Source organism: Streptomyces sp. NBC_00443, from assembly GCF_036014175.1.
GTDB lineage: Bacteria > Actinomycetota > Actinomycetes > Streptomycetales > Streptomycetaceae > Streptomyces.
Map to the genome: position 1 here is coordinate 2,023,170 of NZ_CP107917.1, position 12,930 is coordinate 2,036,099.

General features: G+C 72.6%; 12 protein-coding genes. 10 read left to right on the forward strand and 2 right to left on the reverse strand.

Annotated elements, in window-relative coordinates; translation table 11 throughout:
- Window position 1 precedes the first annotated feature (1 nt).
- From OHO27_RS09115 to OHO27_RS09140, 6 genes are all read left to right on the forward strand, one after another.
- Entirely contained in the window at window positions 2-1,459 is a 1,458-nt protein-coding gene (locus OHO27_RS09115) for a SulP family inorganic anion transporter (RefSeq protein WP_328422071.1), read from the forward strand.
- A 165-nt stretch (window positions 1,460-1,624) separates the two neighbouring features.
- The gene (locus OHO27_RS09120; RefSeq protein WP_328422073.1) at window positions 1,625-2,575 is read left to right on the forward strand and encodes a slipin family protein; all 951 of its coding nucleotides are present in this window, start codon (window positions 1,625-1,627) and stop codon (window positions 2,573-2,575) included.
- A 93-nt stretch (window positions 2,576-2,668) separates the two neighbouring features.
- Complete coding sequence (locus tag OHO27_RS09125) at window positions 2,669-4,036, forward strand: PhoX family protein (RefSeq protein ID WP_328422075.1); 1,368 nt, start codon at window positions 2,669-2,671, stop codon at window positions 4,034-4,036.
- Between the two features lie 60 nt (window positions 4,037-4,096).
- The gene (locus OHO27_RS09130; RefSeq protein ID WP_328422077.1) at window positions 4,097-5,587 is read left to right on the forward strand and encodes a serine/threonine-protein kinase; all 1,491 of its coding nucleotides are present in this window, start codon (window positions 4,097-4,099) and stop codon (window positions 5,585-5,587) included.
- Between the two features lie 88 nt (window positions 5,588-5,675).
- Window positions 5,676-6,533, forward strand: coding sequence for a polysaccharide deacetylase family protein (locus tag OHO27_RS09135; protein ID WP_328422079.1), 858 nt, complete (start codon window positions 5,676-5,678; stop codon window positions 6,531-6,533).
- 18 nt (window positions 6,534-6,551) lie between these two features.
- Entirely contained in the window at window positions 6,552-6,743 is a 192-nt protein-coding gene (locus OHO27_RS09140) for a hypothetical protein (RefSeq protein WP_328422081.1), read from the forward strand.
- Window positions 6,744-6,752: 9 nt separating this feature from the next.
- Here the strand turns inward: OHO27_RS09140 and OHO27_RS09145 are convergent, their stop codons facing one another.
- Together OHO27_RS09145 and OHO27_RS09150 are read right to left on the reverse strand one after the other, a co-directional pair.
- Entirely contained in the window at window positions 6,753-7,424 is a 672-nt protein-coding gene (locus tag OHO27_RS09145) for an ABC transporter (protein ID WP_328422083.1), read from the reverse strand.
- Window positions 7,421-8,293, reverse strand: coding sequence for an ABC transporter ATP-binding protein (locus OHO27_RS09150; RefSeq protein WP_328422085.1), 873 nt, complete (start codon window positions 8,291-8,293; stop codon window positions 7,421-7,423). The genes OHO27_RS09145 and OHO27_RS09150 overlap by 4 nt, the downstream gene beginning before the upstream one ends.
- Before the next feature lie 105 nt (window positions 8,294-8,398).
- Between OHO27_RS09150 and OHO27_RS09155 the strand changes: the two genes are divergently transcribed.
- The 4 genes from OHO27_RS09155 (at window position 8,399) to OHO27_RS09170 (ending at window position 12,923) form a co-directional block, all read left to right on the forward strand.
- Window positions 8,399-9,115: an aminoacyl-tRNA hydrolase gene (locus OHO27_RS09155; protein ID WP_328422087.1), complete on the forward strand. Its 717-nt coding sequence runs from the start codon at window positions 8,399-8,401 to the stop codon at window positions 9,113-9,115.
- Between the two features lie 432 nt (window positions 9,116-9,547).
- A complete protein-coding gene (locus OHO27_RS09160) occupies window positions 9,548-11,095 on the forward strand; it encodes a DUF692 domain-containing protein (RefSeq protein WP_328422089.1) in 1,548 nt (515 codons plus the stop codon).
- 141 nt (window positions 11,096-11,236) lie between these two features.
- Window positions 11,237-12,022 (forward strand): DUF4142 domain-containing protein, encoded by a 786-nt coding sequence (locus OHO27_RS09165; RefSeq protein ID WP_328422091.1) that lies wholly within the window; start codon window positions 11,237-11,239, stop codon window positions 12,020-12,022.
- Window positions 12,023-12,125: 103 nt separating this feature from the next.
- The gene (locus OHO27_RS09170) at window positions 12,126-12,923 is read left to right on the forward strand and encodes a TIGR04222 domain-containing membrane protein (protein ID WP_328422093.1); all 798 of its coding nucleotides are present in this window, start codon (window positions 12,126-12,128) and stop codon (window positions 12,921-12,923) included.
- The last annotated feature ends 7 nt before the right edge of the window (window positions 12,924-12,930 follow it).

A 12,930-nucleotide genomic window follows, 5' to 3' on the forward strand; every position in this document is an offset into this window, starting at 1 on the left:
CATGATGACCAAATTCCCCCACCTGCGGCAGGACTTCGCCGCCTCGCTGGTCGTCTTCCTCGTCGCGCTGCCGCTGTGTGTCGGCGTGGCCGTCGCCTCCGGAGTACCGGCCGAGCTAGGACTCGTCACCGGCATCGTGGGCGGCATCGTCACCGGCCTGATGCGCGGCAGCAGCCTTCAGGTCTCCGGACCCGCCGCCGGTCTGACGGTGCTCGTCTTCGAGGCCGTCCAGGAGTTCGGGCTGCCGGTCCTCGGTGTGCTCGTCCTCGCCACCGGCGCGCTCCAGCTCCTCATGGGCGCCCTGAAGCTGGGGCGCTGGTTCCGGGCCATCTCGGTCTCCGTCGTCGAGGGCATGCTGGCCGGTATCGGCCTTGTGCTCATCGCCGGACAGCTCTACTCGGTCGCGGACGCCAAGGCGCCCGCCTCCGGCCTGGAGAAAATAGCCGGGCTGCCCGGCGCGCTCGCCGGGGCCCTCGGCGACACCGGGGCGCTGGCCTCGATCGGTCTGGGCGCCGGCACGATCGCGGTCCTGGTGCTGTGGAAGCGGCTGCCGGCCAAGGTGCGCACGGTTCCCGGTCCGCTCGCCGCGGTCGGTCTGGCGACGCTGGCCGCCGCCGTGTTCTCCCTGCCCGTCGCCACCGTCGAGGTCAAGGGCCTGCTGGGCTCCATCCAGCCGCCGTCCCTGACCGCCTTCGGCGAACTCGCGAACCTCGGCGTGCTCGCCACGATCGTCGCCTTCACGCTCATCGCGTCGGCCGAGTCGCTGTTCAGCGCCGCGGCCGTGGACCGGCTGCACGACGGGCCACGCACCGAGTACGACAAGGAGCTGATGGCGCAGGGCGCGGGCAACGCGGTCTGCGGCGTCCTCGGCGCACTGCCCATGACCGCGGTCATCGTGCGCAGCTCCGCCAACGTCCAGGCGGGCGCGAAGACGAAGGCGTCCCGTGTCATGCACGGCGTATGGCTGCTGCTGTTCGCGGCGCTGCTGCCCGCCACGCTGGCACTCATCCCGATCCCCGCACTGGCGGGCATCCTGGTCCACGCCGGCTTCAAGCTGATCCCCTTCCGCGGGATCGTCTCCCTGTGGCGCGGCCACCGGGGCGAGGCACTGATCCTCGTCGTCACCGCCCTCTCGATCGTCACGGTGAACATGTTCGAGGGCGTGCTCATCGGTCTGGCCCTGTCGGTCGCCAAGACCGCCTGGGAGGCCTCGCACGTGAAGCTGGAGGTCATCGACAAGGGCGCCGGACCGATCCAGGCCTACCTGTCGGGCAACGCGACCTTCCTCAGGCTGCCCAAGATCCTCGACAGCCTGGAAGCCCTGCCGCAGGACCGCCCGGTCGAGCTGGACCTGTCCGGACTGCACCACCTCGACCACGCCTGCCGTACGGCCCTGGAGAACTGGGCCGAGCGACACAGCGCGGCAGGCACGGATCCGGTACGGGTCACGACGGCCTGACCGGCGTGCGACTCCGGGTGGCCTGTGCCCCCTGGTGAGGTGTGAACCCTGGCCCGGTGTCCGGTCCGGAGCCTTCCATGGCCCCGGACCGGGCACCGGGCATATCGTTGCAGGACATAGCGTTACAGGAGCGTACTGATCGGACCTCTGGGCGAGGAGGTCGCCATGGTCGAAGAAGTGCTGGGTGCGGTCGCAGGTGTGGCCGGGGTGGGGCTGGTGTATGTCGCGGCCGCCGCGCGGGTCGTCAAGCAGTACGAGCGCGGGGTGATCCTGCGGCTCGGCCGGCTGCGGGGCGCCGTGCGCGAGCCGGGGTTCACGCTGATCGTCCCGGCCGTGGACCGGCTCCACAAGGTCAACATGCAGATCGTGACGATGCCCGTGCCCGCCCAGGAGGGAATCACCCGCGACAACGTGACCGTGCGGGTCGACGCGGTCGTGTACTTCCAGGTCGTGGACGCGGCGGCCGCGATCATCAACGTCGAGGACTACCGCTTCGCCGTCTCCCAGATGGCGCAGACCTCGCTGCGCTCGATCATCGGCAAGAGCGATCTGGACGACCTGCTGTCCAACCGCGAGAAGCTCAACCAGGGCCTGGAGCTGATGCTCGACAGTCCGGCGATCGGCTGGGGCGTGCAGATCGACCGCGTCGAGATCAAGGACGTGTCCCTGCCGGAGTCCATGAAGCGGTCCATGGCCCGCCAGGCCGAGGCCGACCGGGAGCGGCGGGCCCGGGTCATCAACGCCGACGCCGAACTCCAGGCCTCCAAGAAGCTGGCCGAGGCCGCGCACCAGATGGCCGACGCGCCTTCCGCCCTCCAACTGCGGCTGCTGCAGACGGTGATGGCGGTGGCGGCGGAGAAGAACTCCACTCTGGTGCTGCCGATCCCGGTGGAGTTGCTGCGGTTCCTGGAGCGGGGCGCACAGCCACCGCCACCGCCACCGCCACCACAGGGCCAGGCGGCCCGAGCGGCCACTGAACCGGCGGCCGTTACCGAGCCGGCCACCGTCACCGAGCCGATCGCCGTCGACGAATCCCCCGACCCTCCAGCCGAACTTCCTCCCGAACCTCCGGCCGGACCCCCCGCGGAACCCCCCGGGCAACCGCCACTGAAGTGACACACGCTACGCGCGTGGTTCACGCGACTCGCGCCAGGTGATAGACACGGCGGGATCAAAGTTCCTGTCCGCCAGCAGGAAGGTTTCCCCACCATGTCCGCAACACGACGTCAGGTCCTCGCCCGCTCCGGCGCCCTGGGTATCGGCATCGCTTTCGCCGGGTCCCTGTCGGAGCTCTTCGCGGGCACCGCCGCCGCGCAGAACCTCGGTCACACCGGATACGGCCCCCTGGTCCCCGACCCCAAGGGCCTGCTCGACCTGCCGGAAGGATTCCGCTACCGGGTCCTGTCCCGCGAGGGTGACCGGCTCCGCTCCGGCGAGGGTCCGGTGCCCTCCAACCACGACGGCATGACAGCCCTGCCCGGCGCCCGCGGCCGCGTCCACCTGGTCCGCAACCACGAGAACCGCAACACGGCGGCCATCCCCGTCCCGACGGTCCCCGGTCTCACCTACGACCCGCAGGGCAAGGGCGGCTGTACGGCCCTGACCCTGGACTCCCGCAACCGCGTCCTGTCCGAGCGCGTCGCCATCGCCGGTACGGCCGTCAACTGCGCGGGCGGGCCCACCCCTTGGGGCACCTGGCTGACCTGCGAGGAGACCGAGGACCGGGCGGGCACCAACGGCTACACCAAGGACCACGGCTTCATCTTCGAGGTCGACCCGGCAAACCCGCACCGCTCCGGCGCCGTCCCGCTGACCGCGATGGGCCGCTTCCAGCACGAGGCGATCGCGGTGGACCCACGGCGCGGCATCGTCTACGAGACCGAGGACGCCTTCGAGCGCCCCTTCGGCCTCTTCTACCGCTTCCTGCCGCACGCCCCGCACGGCGGCCTCGGCTCCCTGCGCGCGGGCGGCCGGCTCCAGGCGATGCGTGTCCCGGGCGTACCCGACCTCTCCTCGATCCAGGAGACGGGCGCGACCTTCGAGAACATCGAGTGGGTCGACGTACCGGACCCGCTCGCTGCCGAAACCCCCATCCGCCACCAGGACTTCGGGCCGAAGGGCATCACCCACGCGCAGAAGCTGGAGGGCTGCTACTGGGGCGGCAGCTGCGTCTACTTCGTCTCCTCCTTCGCCCACAGCGCGGAGGGCTCGGCGGCGGACCACTACGGCCAGATCTGGCGCTACGACCCCAGCGAGCGCCGCCTCACACTCGTGATCGTCTTCGGCCCCGACACCGACCTCCAGCTCCCCGGCGAGTCCCCGGACAACATCTGCCTCGCCCCCAGCGGCGGCCTGATGGTGTGCGAGGACGGCAACGGCGCCCAGCACGTGTTCGGCGTGACACGGCGCGGGGAGGTGTACGCGATGGCACGCAACGCACAGAACCTGGGCACACCGCAGGAGCCCGAGTGGGGCGAGTTCGCCGGGGTCACCTTCGCACCGGACGGCGAGACGATGTACGTCAACTGCTACACGCCGGGGACGACGTTCGCGGTGACGGGCACCTGGCGCAGGTAGCGCCCCGTCCCCCGAACGAGTGGAGGCCTCCTCTCCGGAACGTCCTCTAACCTGTGCGGCATGAACGCACCGGGGGATCTCGTCGACGGCCGTTTCGAGCTGGTCGAGCGGCTGGGCAGCGGAGGCATGGGCACCGTGTGGCGGGCTCGCGACACGGTGCTCCACCGCGAAGTCGCGCTCAAGGCGGTCCGGTCCGACGCGGACACGGTCGGCGTGGTGCGCGAGCGGGTGCTGCGGGAGGCGCGGGCGCTGGCCCGGCTGAGCCATCCCCATGTGGTCACCGTCCACCAGATCGTGGCCGCCGACCCGCACCCCTGGATCGTGATGGAGCTGGTGCCGGGCGTCTCGCTCCAACGGCGCCTGGACGAGGGCCCGTTGACTCCTGTGGAGGCCGCCCGTGTCGGCCGCCAGGTGCTCGCCGCGCTGCGGGCCGCGCACGCGGCGGGCATCCAGCACCGGGACGTCAAGCCCGCCAACATCCTCCTGCGCCCCGACGGCGACGCCGTCCTCACCGACTTCGGCATCGCCGCCCTGCAGGGCACGACGGCCCTCACGGCGACCGGCGAACTCGTCGGTTCGCCCGAGTACATGGCCCCCGAGCGGATCCGGGGCCGCGACGACGACCCCGCCGCCGACCTGTGGTCGCTGGGCGTGGTGCTGTACGTGTGCGTGGAGGGCGTCAGCCCCCTGCGCCGCCCCACTACGCTGGCCACCCTTGCCGCCGTACTCGACGAGCCTCTCCCGCCACCGACCCGCTCGGGCTCGCTGACGCCGGTGCTCGACGCCCTGCTGGTCCGGGACCCGGCGGCGCGCCCGGACGCCGCCCGGCTGGACGCGATGCTGGCGCAGGTGGAGGCCGGTACGACTCCGTACTGGGCACAGCCGACGCTGACCGCCGCCGCACCGCCCGCACCTGCGACCCCGACGCAGCTCGACACTCCCCGGCCCACGGTTCCGCAGCGGATGCCCGAGCCCCGGCGCCGGCGGCACCTCGTGGTGGCCGCGACCGCAGGGCTCGTGATCGCCACCGCGGCGGCTCTCGTCCTCCTCGCCCTGCGCCCCGGCGACACCGGCGGCGACGACAAGACCCGCGCCACCGCGAACTCTCCGGCCACGACGTCCACCCCCACCCCGGCGAAGCAACAGCCGACGCCCTCGCCCACCCCCACCACGAAGTCGCCCACTCCCACCACCCCTCCGACCACGCCCTCCACAACCGACGGCCGCTGGATCGCCCAACTTCACTCCGAACCCCTCAGCGCAGGCACCGCGGCCCGGGACAAGCGGCTCGCCACCGTCCGCCAGTCGGTGGCGGAGGCGGCCGTCCTGCGCAGCGACGAGTACGCCTCCCTGCGCCCCGGCTACTGGGTGATCTACGCCCCCGGCCCCTTCGCCGACGGCCGCGCCGCCCTGACCTTCTGCGCCGAGCGCGGCCGAACCTCGGTGAGCACCTGCATGGGCCGCTACCTGAGCACCGACGCAGGCGATTACAGCCTCCAGTGCCGACCTCCGGCCGCCGCGCCGACGGGCTCCTGCACACGCACCGACTGAGAGGACAGGGCCCGCCGGGCGGGTGACAGGTGCCCGGCACACCCATCGGCGTACCGAAATAGTCATTTAATCCCCATATCTTCATACGGTGATCACATCCGTACGCCGCGTCACCGCCCTCTGTGCCCTGGGCGCGGTGCTCAGCGCGCTCGCCGCGTGTGCGCCGCACGAGGCGACCCGGGCTCCCCTGCCGGCGCCCAGCGCCACCGCCGGCGTCTCCCCCATGGCCGGGCCGCCGACCCTCGCCCCGGGTCCCGCCGGTCTGACGCCCGTCTTCGAGCACGGCCCACGCGGTCGTGACAAAGCCGTCGCGCTGACCTTCGACGCCGACATGACCGCGGACCAGGGGCCCCGGGCGGCGCGGGGGGAACGGTTCGACAATCCGGGGCTGGTCGCGGCGCTGCGGGAGTTGAAGGTGCCGGCGACCGTGTTCATGACGGGGCGATGGGCCGAGGAGTATCCGAGTCAGGCCCGGTCCATCGGAGGGAACCCGCTGTTCGAGGTCGCCAACCACTCCTACAGCCACTACGCGTTCACCGAGGACTGCTACGGACTGCCGACGGTCGGCGAGGAGCGGATGCGGGTGGACGTGGAGCGGGCGTACGCGGCATTGCGGAAGGTCGGCGTCCGTGACGTGATGCCGTACTTCCGGTTTCCCGGCGGCTGCTACGACCGGCGCGCTCTGAAGGCGATCGGCCCGGTCGGTGTCACCGCCGTGCAGTGGGACGTGGTGAGCGGCGACGCGTTCGCGACGGACGCCCGTGCCGTCGCCCAGGAGGTGCTGGACGGCGTGCGGGCGGGGTCCGTGGTCGTCCTGCACTGCACACTCAGTGCCGCTCCGACGAGCGAGCGGGTGGTCCGCAGCGTCGTACCCGAGCTGCGCGACAGGGGCTTTCGGTTCGTGAAGGTGTCCGAGCTGATCGGGGCGGCCGGCGGGCGGGCCTGATACTCGTACGCTGAACGTATGAGCGAGGAACAGGCCACGACCGACTACTGCCTGATCGACGCGACCAGGCCGCCCAAGGCCGATGGGCCGCCGTACGCGGAGTGCGTGCTGTGCCGGGAGCCGACGGAGTACCCGGAGTCGTACAAGGGGATCACGCTCTGCCCGGTCTGTGAGTGGCAGGAGGCGCAGCGCACCGCCTGTTCGGGCTGACCCGCCCGGTCAGGGTGATCTGCGGGACGTGAGCGCGCAGGCCACGGCGATCGCCGCCGCCGTGAGCAGGGCCGCCGCGGCCAACGGGAGCAGGGGCATGGGGACCGTGCCCGAGCGGGAGCCGGTGACCAGGCCGCTGACCGTCGCCTGCGCCGGAGAGCCGGTCACGACCACCGACAGCAGCGCCGCGAGCAGCATCGTGGGAACCGCGCGTCCGGTGGAGCGCAGCAACGGCCAGGTGGTGAGGGCGCCGACGGCCGTGCCGAGCAGGGCGCAGGCCAGCGTCGCGAGCAGCCCGGCCGCGCCCGCCGGGAGCCACGGCACACGCGTCTGGTGATCCGCGCTCACCGGGTCGCTGATCAGCGTCACGACGACGGTCGCGACGGTGCCCAGAACCGCCGCTGCGCTCAGCGCGACCAGCAGCGCGGCAAGGTGCGCCCGCCCCGGCCCGACCGCCGCGGACACACAACTGCGGGCGGCGGGCGGCTCGTTGGTGACGCAGATCCGCACCAGCCAGGCGGCGACGGGCAGCAGGGCCGCGGCCGTGTAGCCGAGCGAGTCGAGCACCGGCTGACCGCCTGAGACACCGATCCCGAGGAACACGGCGTACAGGATGAACGGCGGCAGCCAGCGCTGTGAACGGGCGAGCAAGGCGGTCTGGTAGCTGAGAAGGGCGGTCATCGGCGGCTCTCGGTTTCGGGGGTCGTCTCCTGCCTCACGCTCACCACATGCCAGGGCGGGCGGGCCGTCAGCAGGGCACGCAGGAGGACGTCCGAATGGGACGCGGGGACGGTCAGACGGTGGGTGCCGGGCGTGGGTTCCTCGGCGGATATGACCGTGCGGGGCGCGTCGGCGGGGAGTTGCCCGCCTCGCGGGCCCTGCACGACGACGGTCACGTGCGGGCCGGTGGGTTCCGAGGGCGCGTCTTCCGTACGCAGGTCGAGGCCCGCGTCCCGCACGGTGTACGTCGCGTCGGGCGCCCCCGCCAGACGGCTCGGGTCGTGGTCCACGAAGACCACGGCCGTGCCGCCCGCGGTGCGCTCGGCGACGGCCCGCTCGAGCTCCGCACGGGCGTCGGCGTCGAGTCCTGTCCATGCCTCGTCCAGGACGAGCAGCTCCGGTTCGGCGAGGAGGGCCTGTACGACGGCCACCTTCTGGCTGCTGCCCTTCGACAGCTGCGCCATCGGCATCCGGGCGTAGGAGGCGGCACCGAAGCGGTCGAGCCACTCAAGGGCGGCCCGGGTGGCCGCGGCACGGGAGAGGCCGTGCACCTTGCCGAGATGGGTGAGGTAGCCGACGGCGGTGAAGGGGAGGGCCGTGGGGAAGCGTTCGGGGACGTAGGCCGTGCGGGGGCGGCCGGTGATACGGCCCTCGGTCGGGGCGTCGATGCCGGCCAGGAGACGGAGGAGGGTGGATTTGCCGGTGCCGTTGGGTCCTTCGACGCGGATGAGGTTGCCGGGCGGCACGGTGAGGTGGACGCCGCGTAAGACCCATGGGCCGCGTAGGCCGTAGCGGCGGCCCACGTTGTCCAGACGAAGATCACGTTGCATGGAGGACATCCTGTCCCATGGCCCGTGCGGCCGAGCCGGGGCTGGTCGCACCCGTGCGGCGGACCTGCGAAATCGACACGGTCCCAGGCCCTTTAGGGTGTTGCCGTGAGCCACGATCCGACGTCCACCGGCGACAGTCCCTTCCGGTCAGAGCCCAGTGCTCGCGATGACGCCCCGCAGTTCGTACTGCCTCTCGTCGTGCGGATCGAGCGGGACGCTCCACCCGCTCGCACCGACGCTCTCGAAACCTCCGCCCGTGCCGTCCTGGTGATCCTCGACGACGAGCGCTCAGTCGGCGACGGCGAGTGGGCCGAAGCCATGCGGGACTGGCAGGACGCCCGGATCCGGAAGGTCGTGCGGCGGGCCCGCGGCGCCGAGTGGCGGCGGGCGGAGAAGCTGCCGGGCATCACCGTCACCGGCAAGTCGGCCGAGGTGCGGGTCTTCCCGCCCGTGCCCTTGGACGGGTGGCCCAAGGAGCTGGCGAAACTCCAGGTCTCCGGCACCGACCTCGACGATCCGGAGCCGCCCGCGCACGCCGACCCGTCGGCACCCGTGCTCTGGCTGAACCCCGACCTCGACATGTCGGCCGGCAAGGCGATGGCGCAGACCGGGCACGCGGCGCAACTCGCCTGGTGGGAGCTGTCGGACGAGGAGCGGGCCGCCTGGCGCGACGCGGGGTTCCCGCTGGCCGTACGGACCGCGGATCCGGTGCGCTGGCCCGAGCTGACGACCAGGGGGCTGCCGCTGGTGCGCGACGCGGGCTTCACGGAGATCGCGCCCGGGTCCTGCACGGTGGTCGCCGACCATCCGGCGCTGCGGTAGGACGCGGGGGCGTTCCTGGAGGCGGTTGCCGGCTCCGCGTCAGGGGGGACGACCCGGGGTGTGGCGTCCTTGGCAACGTAGGCCAGGCGGATCAGGTCGCGGGCCAGGAGTTCCTGGCTGAGCGGACGGTGCAGAACCTCGGAGATCTCACTCGGCTGCACGGTCAGGCCCACCTTCCGACGGTCGTTCACCGGCTGCCGGATCAGGTCGCCGGGCCTTTGAACGCCGTCGGCGCGCGGCGCGTACGACCTTGCAGAGGCCGCTTGCCCGGTGCGGGGAGCGGGACGCGGGTCCCGGCCGCCCAACCTCAAATGTTGCTCTGAAGGTGTCGGCCCAGGGGTTCGGGCGGGTCCTGCGGGGCCATACCCCCGTCACGTCCGGCACGTCCGGGGAGACGGGACAGCGGGTACGGAAGAGGCCGAGGAGGGGACGATGGAGCGACTGGGTACGGGGATCGGATGGCGTCCGGAGATCGCGGACGCCGTGGAGCGCATGCCGGGCATCGACTGGGTCGAGGCCGTCGCCGAGAACGTCTGCCCCGGGCATCTCCCGGAGTCTCTGGTACGGCTGCGGGAGCGCGGCGTGACCGTGATCCCGCACGGCGTCTCGCTCGGCCTCGGCGGTGCGGAGCGGCCCGACGCCGGGCGGCTGGCCGCGCTCGCCGAGCGGGTGGAGGCGCTGGGGGCGCCGCTGGTCACCGAGCACATCGCGTTCGTACGGGCGGGAGGGCCGCTGACGGCGTCGCCGCGCTTGGAGGCGGGGCACCTCCTGCCGGTCCCCCGGACCCGGGACGCCCTCGACGTGCTGTGCCAGAACATCCGCATCGCGCAGGACGCGCTGCCCGTGCCGCTCGCCGTGGAGAACATCGCGGCCCTCATCTCCTGGCCGGGCGAGGAGATGACGGAGGGGCAGTTCCTGTACGAGCTGGCCGACCGCACAGGGGTGCGGCTGCTCATCGACGTGGCCAACCTCCACACCAACCACGTCAACCGGGGCGAGGACCCCGCCAAGGCCCTCGTCGAACTTCCGCTGGAGGCCATCGCGTACGTCCATGTCGCGGGCGGCTTCGAGCGCGACGGCGTCTGGCACGACAGCCACGCCCACCCCGTCCCCCGGCCGGTGCTGGACATCCTGACGGACCTCGCCTCCCGCGTGACCCCGCCGGGCGTTCTGCTGGAACGCGACGAGAACTTTCCGGAACCGGGGGAGCTGGAGGGAGAGCTGGGGGCGATTCGGAGGGCGTTGGAGAAGGGCGCGGCACTGGGGGACCTGGCGCACACGGAGCGGGCACTCGCGGGGTCGGGGCAGCGGGAGACGCCTCGCGGGGCGCCGATCCGGGACGGGGAGTCCTCGGCTGAAACCTCGTCGGAGGCGGCGGGCCTGGAGGGGAGCCCGCCGGACGCGGTGCTGGAGACGGACGCGGCCGTGAGGAAGACCGCCGAAGGAGCAGCGCCCACAGCGGCGGCGCCGGGAGACCTGGCTTCCGCCGAGCGGGCGCGCCCGGCGGCGCCGGCCCTCGACACGCCACCCCGGGACAGGGCGGTGCGGGCCGATGCCGTCACCGGACCCGCCCGGCAGCGGCTGGCCCTCGCGCAGGCCGCGCTGCTGTCCGCGCTCGTCGCCGGGACGCCGGTGCCGGAGGGGTTCGACCGGGTGCGGCTCGGCGTGCAGGCGCGGGCGCTCGCCGGGAAGCGGGCCGACGTCGTGGCGAAGGTCGCGCCCGAGTTGCCGGTGATTCTCGGCAGCGGCTATCGGCGGGCCTTCCTCGGCTACAGCCACGGGCACCCGATGACCGACGGCTACCGGCGCGACGCCCTGGACTTCGCCGGGTACCTGCTGGCCGACGGCCGACTCGAAGACGCCCGGGTCCGGGCGGAGTTGCAGGAGTGGTGGCTGGAGCGCTCGGGCCCGCGGCCGCGGTCGCGACGGCCGGGGGTACGGCTGGCCCGTGCCACGCGACGCGTGCTGCTGCGGCGCTGAGCCGGGAAGCAGACGCGCAGGCCGCGTCGCCGCGGGCGAGAGTGCGGGGTGGGGTGCCGGGCGCGGCACACTCGGGCGCCGAAGTAATATGCCAGCCCACCCCGAAGCGCACTAACGTGCGGTGCCGCACCAGGAGGCACCATGCGATCGCGACCCCGCATCAACGGCCGAGGCATCTTCAGCGGCACCGGCCTCATCATCACGGGCCTGGCGGCGACGCTGCTGGCGATGGTCTTTCCGGTCTGGTCGTACGCCGACCGGTCCGGGACCGGGCTGGACGTGCTCAACGCCGAGACCGTCTCGACCGGGTACGGACCGCTGTCCGCGCTGGACCGCGACTTCATCACGAAGGTCCGGCTGGCCGGGCTGTGGGAGCTGCCCGCCGGTGAGCAGGCGCAGCAGAAGGGCACGACTCCTGCCGTACGGACCGCCGGCCGGCACCTCGTCGAAGGGCATACGTTCCTCGACGAGCGCGTGCGCGACGTCGCCGCCGAGCTCAGCCTCGCGCTGCCGAACGAGCCCACCGAGCAGCAGCAGGAGTGGCTGGACACCCTGAGCGCGGCCCAGAGTGTCGAGTTCGACCGGCAGTTCGCGAACATCCTGCGCCTGGCGCACGGCAAGGTGTTCTCCGTCGTCGCCCAGGTGCGGGCCAGTACACGCAACTCCCTCGTCCGCAAGCTCGCCGACGACGCCAACACCACGGTGCTGGACCACATCACGGTCCTGGAGGCGACCGGCTATGTCGACTACGACGCCGTCGCCCGGGACATGGTCGCCGACAGCATCCCTCCGCTGACGCCCTCCCCCGCCCCGCCCGGGCCGACCGTCGACCCCGCTCCGGCCGTCCCGATGAGCCCGCCCCCGTCACCGTCCCCCACGTACACCCTGCCGCCGGCCGCGACCAGCCCCCGCCCGCAAGGGACCTGACGCCCTCGACGCCCGATCCGGAACGTCACATCCCGGCAACTCTCCGGTCCGTATTGTGAACAAGGCATGGCGTTTCACTGGGCCTTTGGCATAGAAACGCGGCATGTTCTGGGTCCTTCTCCTGCTGCTCGCCTGGGCCGTCGCCGGCACGGCCTGCACGCGCCTGTGCCTGGCCGCCGTACACGCCGCGGCCTCGGACACGAAAGAGGCGACCGCGGGCCAGGGACACGATCTGACGCTGTACGAGGCCGCGTTCCTGTCCGGCGGCCCGCGGCGGGTCGCCGATCTGACCCTCGTCGCCATGGCGCGGCAGCAGCGCCTGCTGCTCGCACACACCGGCTGGGCGACGGTCGTCGATCCACGCGGCCGGGACGAGATGGAGCGCTCGGTGATAGGGGCCATCGGGCCGGAGGGCCAGTCCCGGATCGAGCCGGTGCGGGACGCCGCGGCCGCCGCCGACGCGGTCGGCAGCCTCGCCGACCGGCTGGTCAGCGCGGGCCTCGCCGTACCCGACGGGGCGCGCAGCGGGATCACGGCCGCCATCCGGCAGGTGCAGCTCGCCGCGGCGGCCGTACTGGCGCTGGGCGCGGTGGCCCTGCTGGCGCCGGACCGGTCGGACATGCCGGCCCACCTGATCGCGCTCTGGTTCGCGCTGCCCTTCGTGCTCACCCTGAGCTGCCTCACGATCGCCCGGATAGAGATCCACCCGTACGCGCAGTGGGCCTCGCCGGCCGGACAACGACTGCTGAGCGCCCTGGTCCGGCGTTCCCGGGGCGGTGACGACCGTACGTACCTCACTTCCGTCGCCCTGCGGGGCGTACGCGCGATCGGTGAGCCGGACCTGCGCGCGGCTTTCGCGCACCGCGAGCCGCACCACCACGCGTTCCACCGGCACGACTGACAGCCGC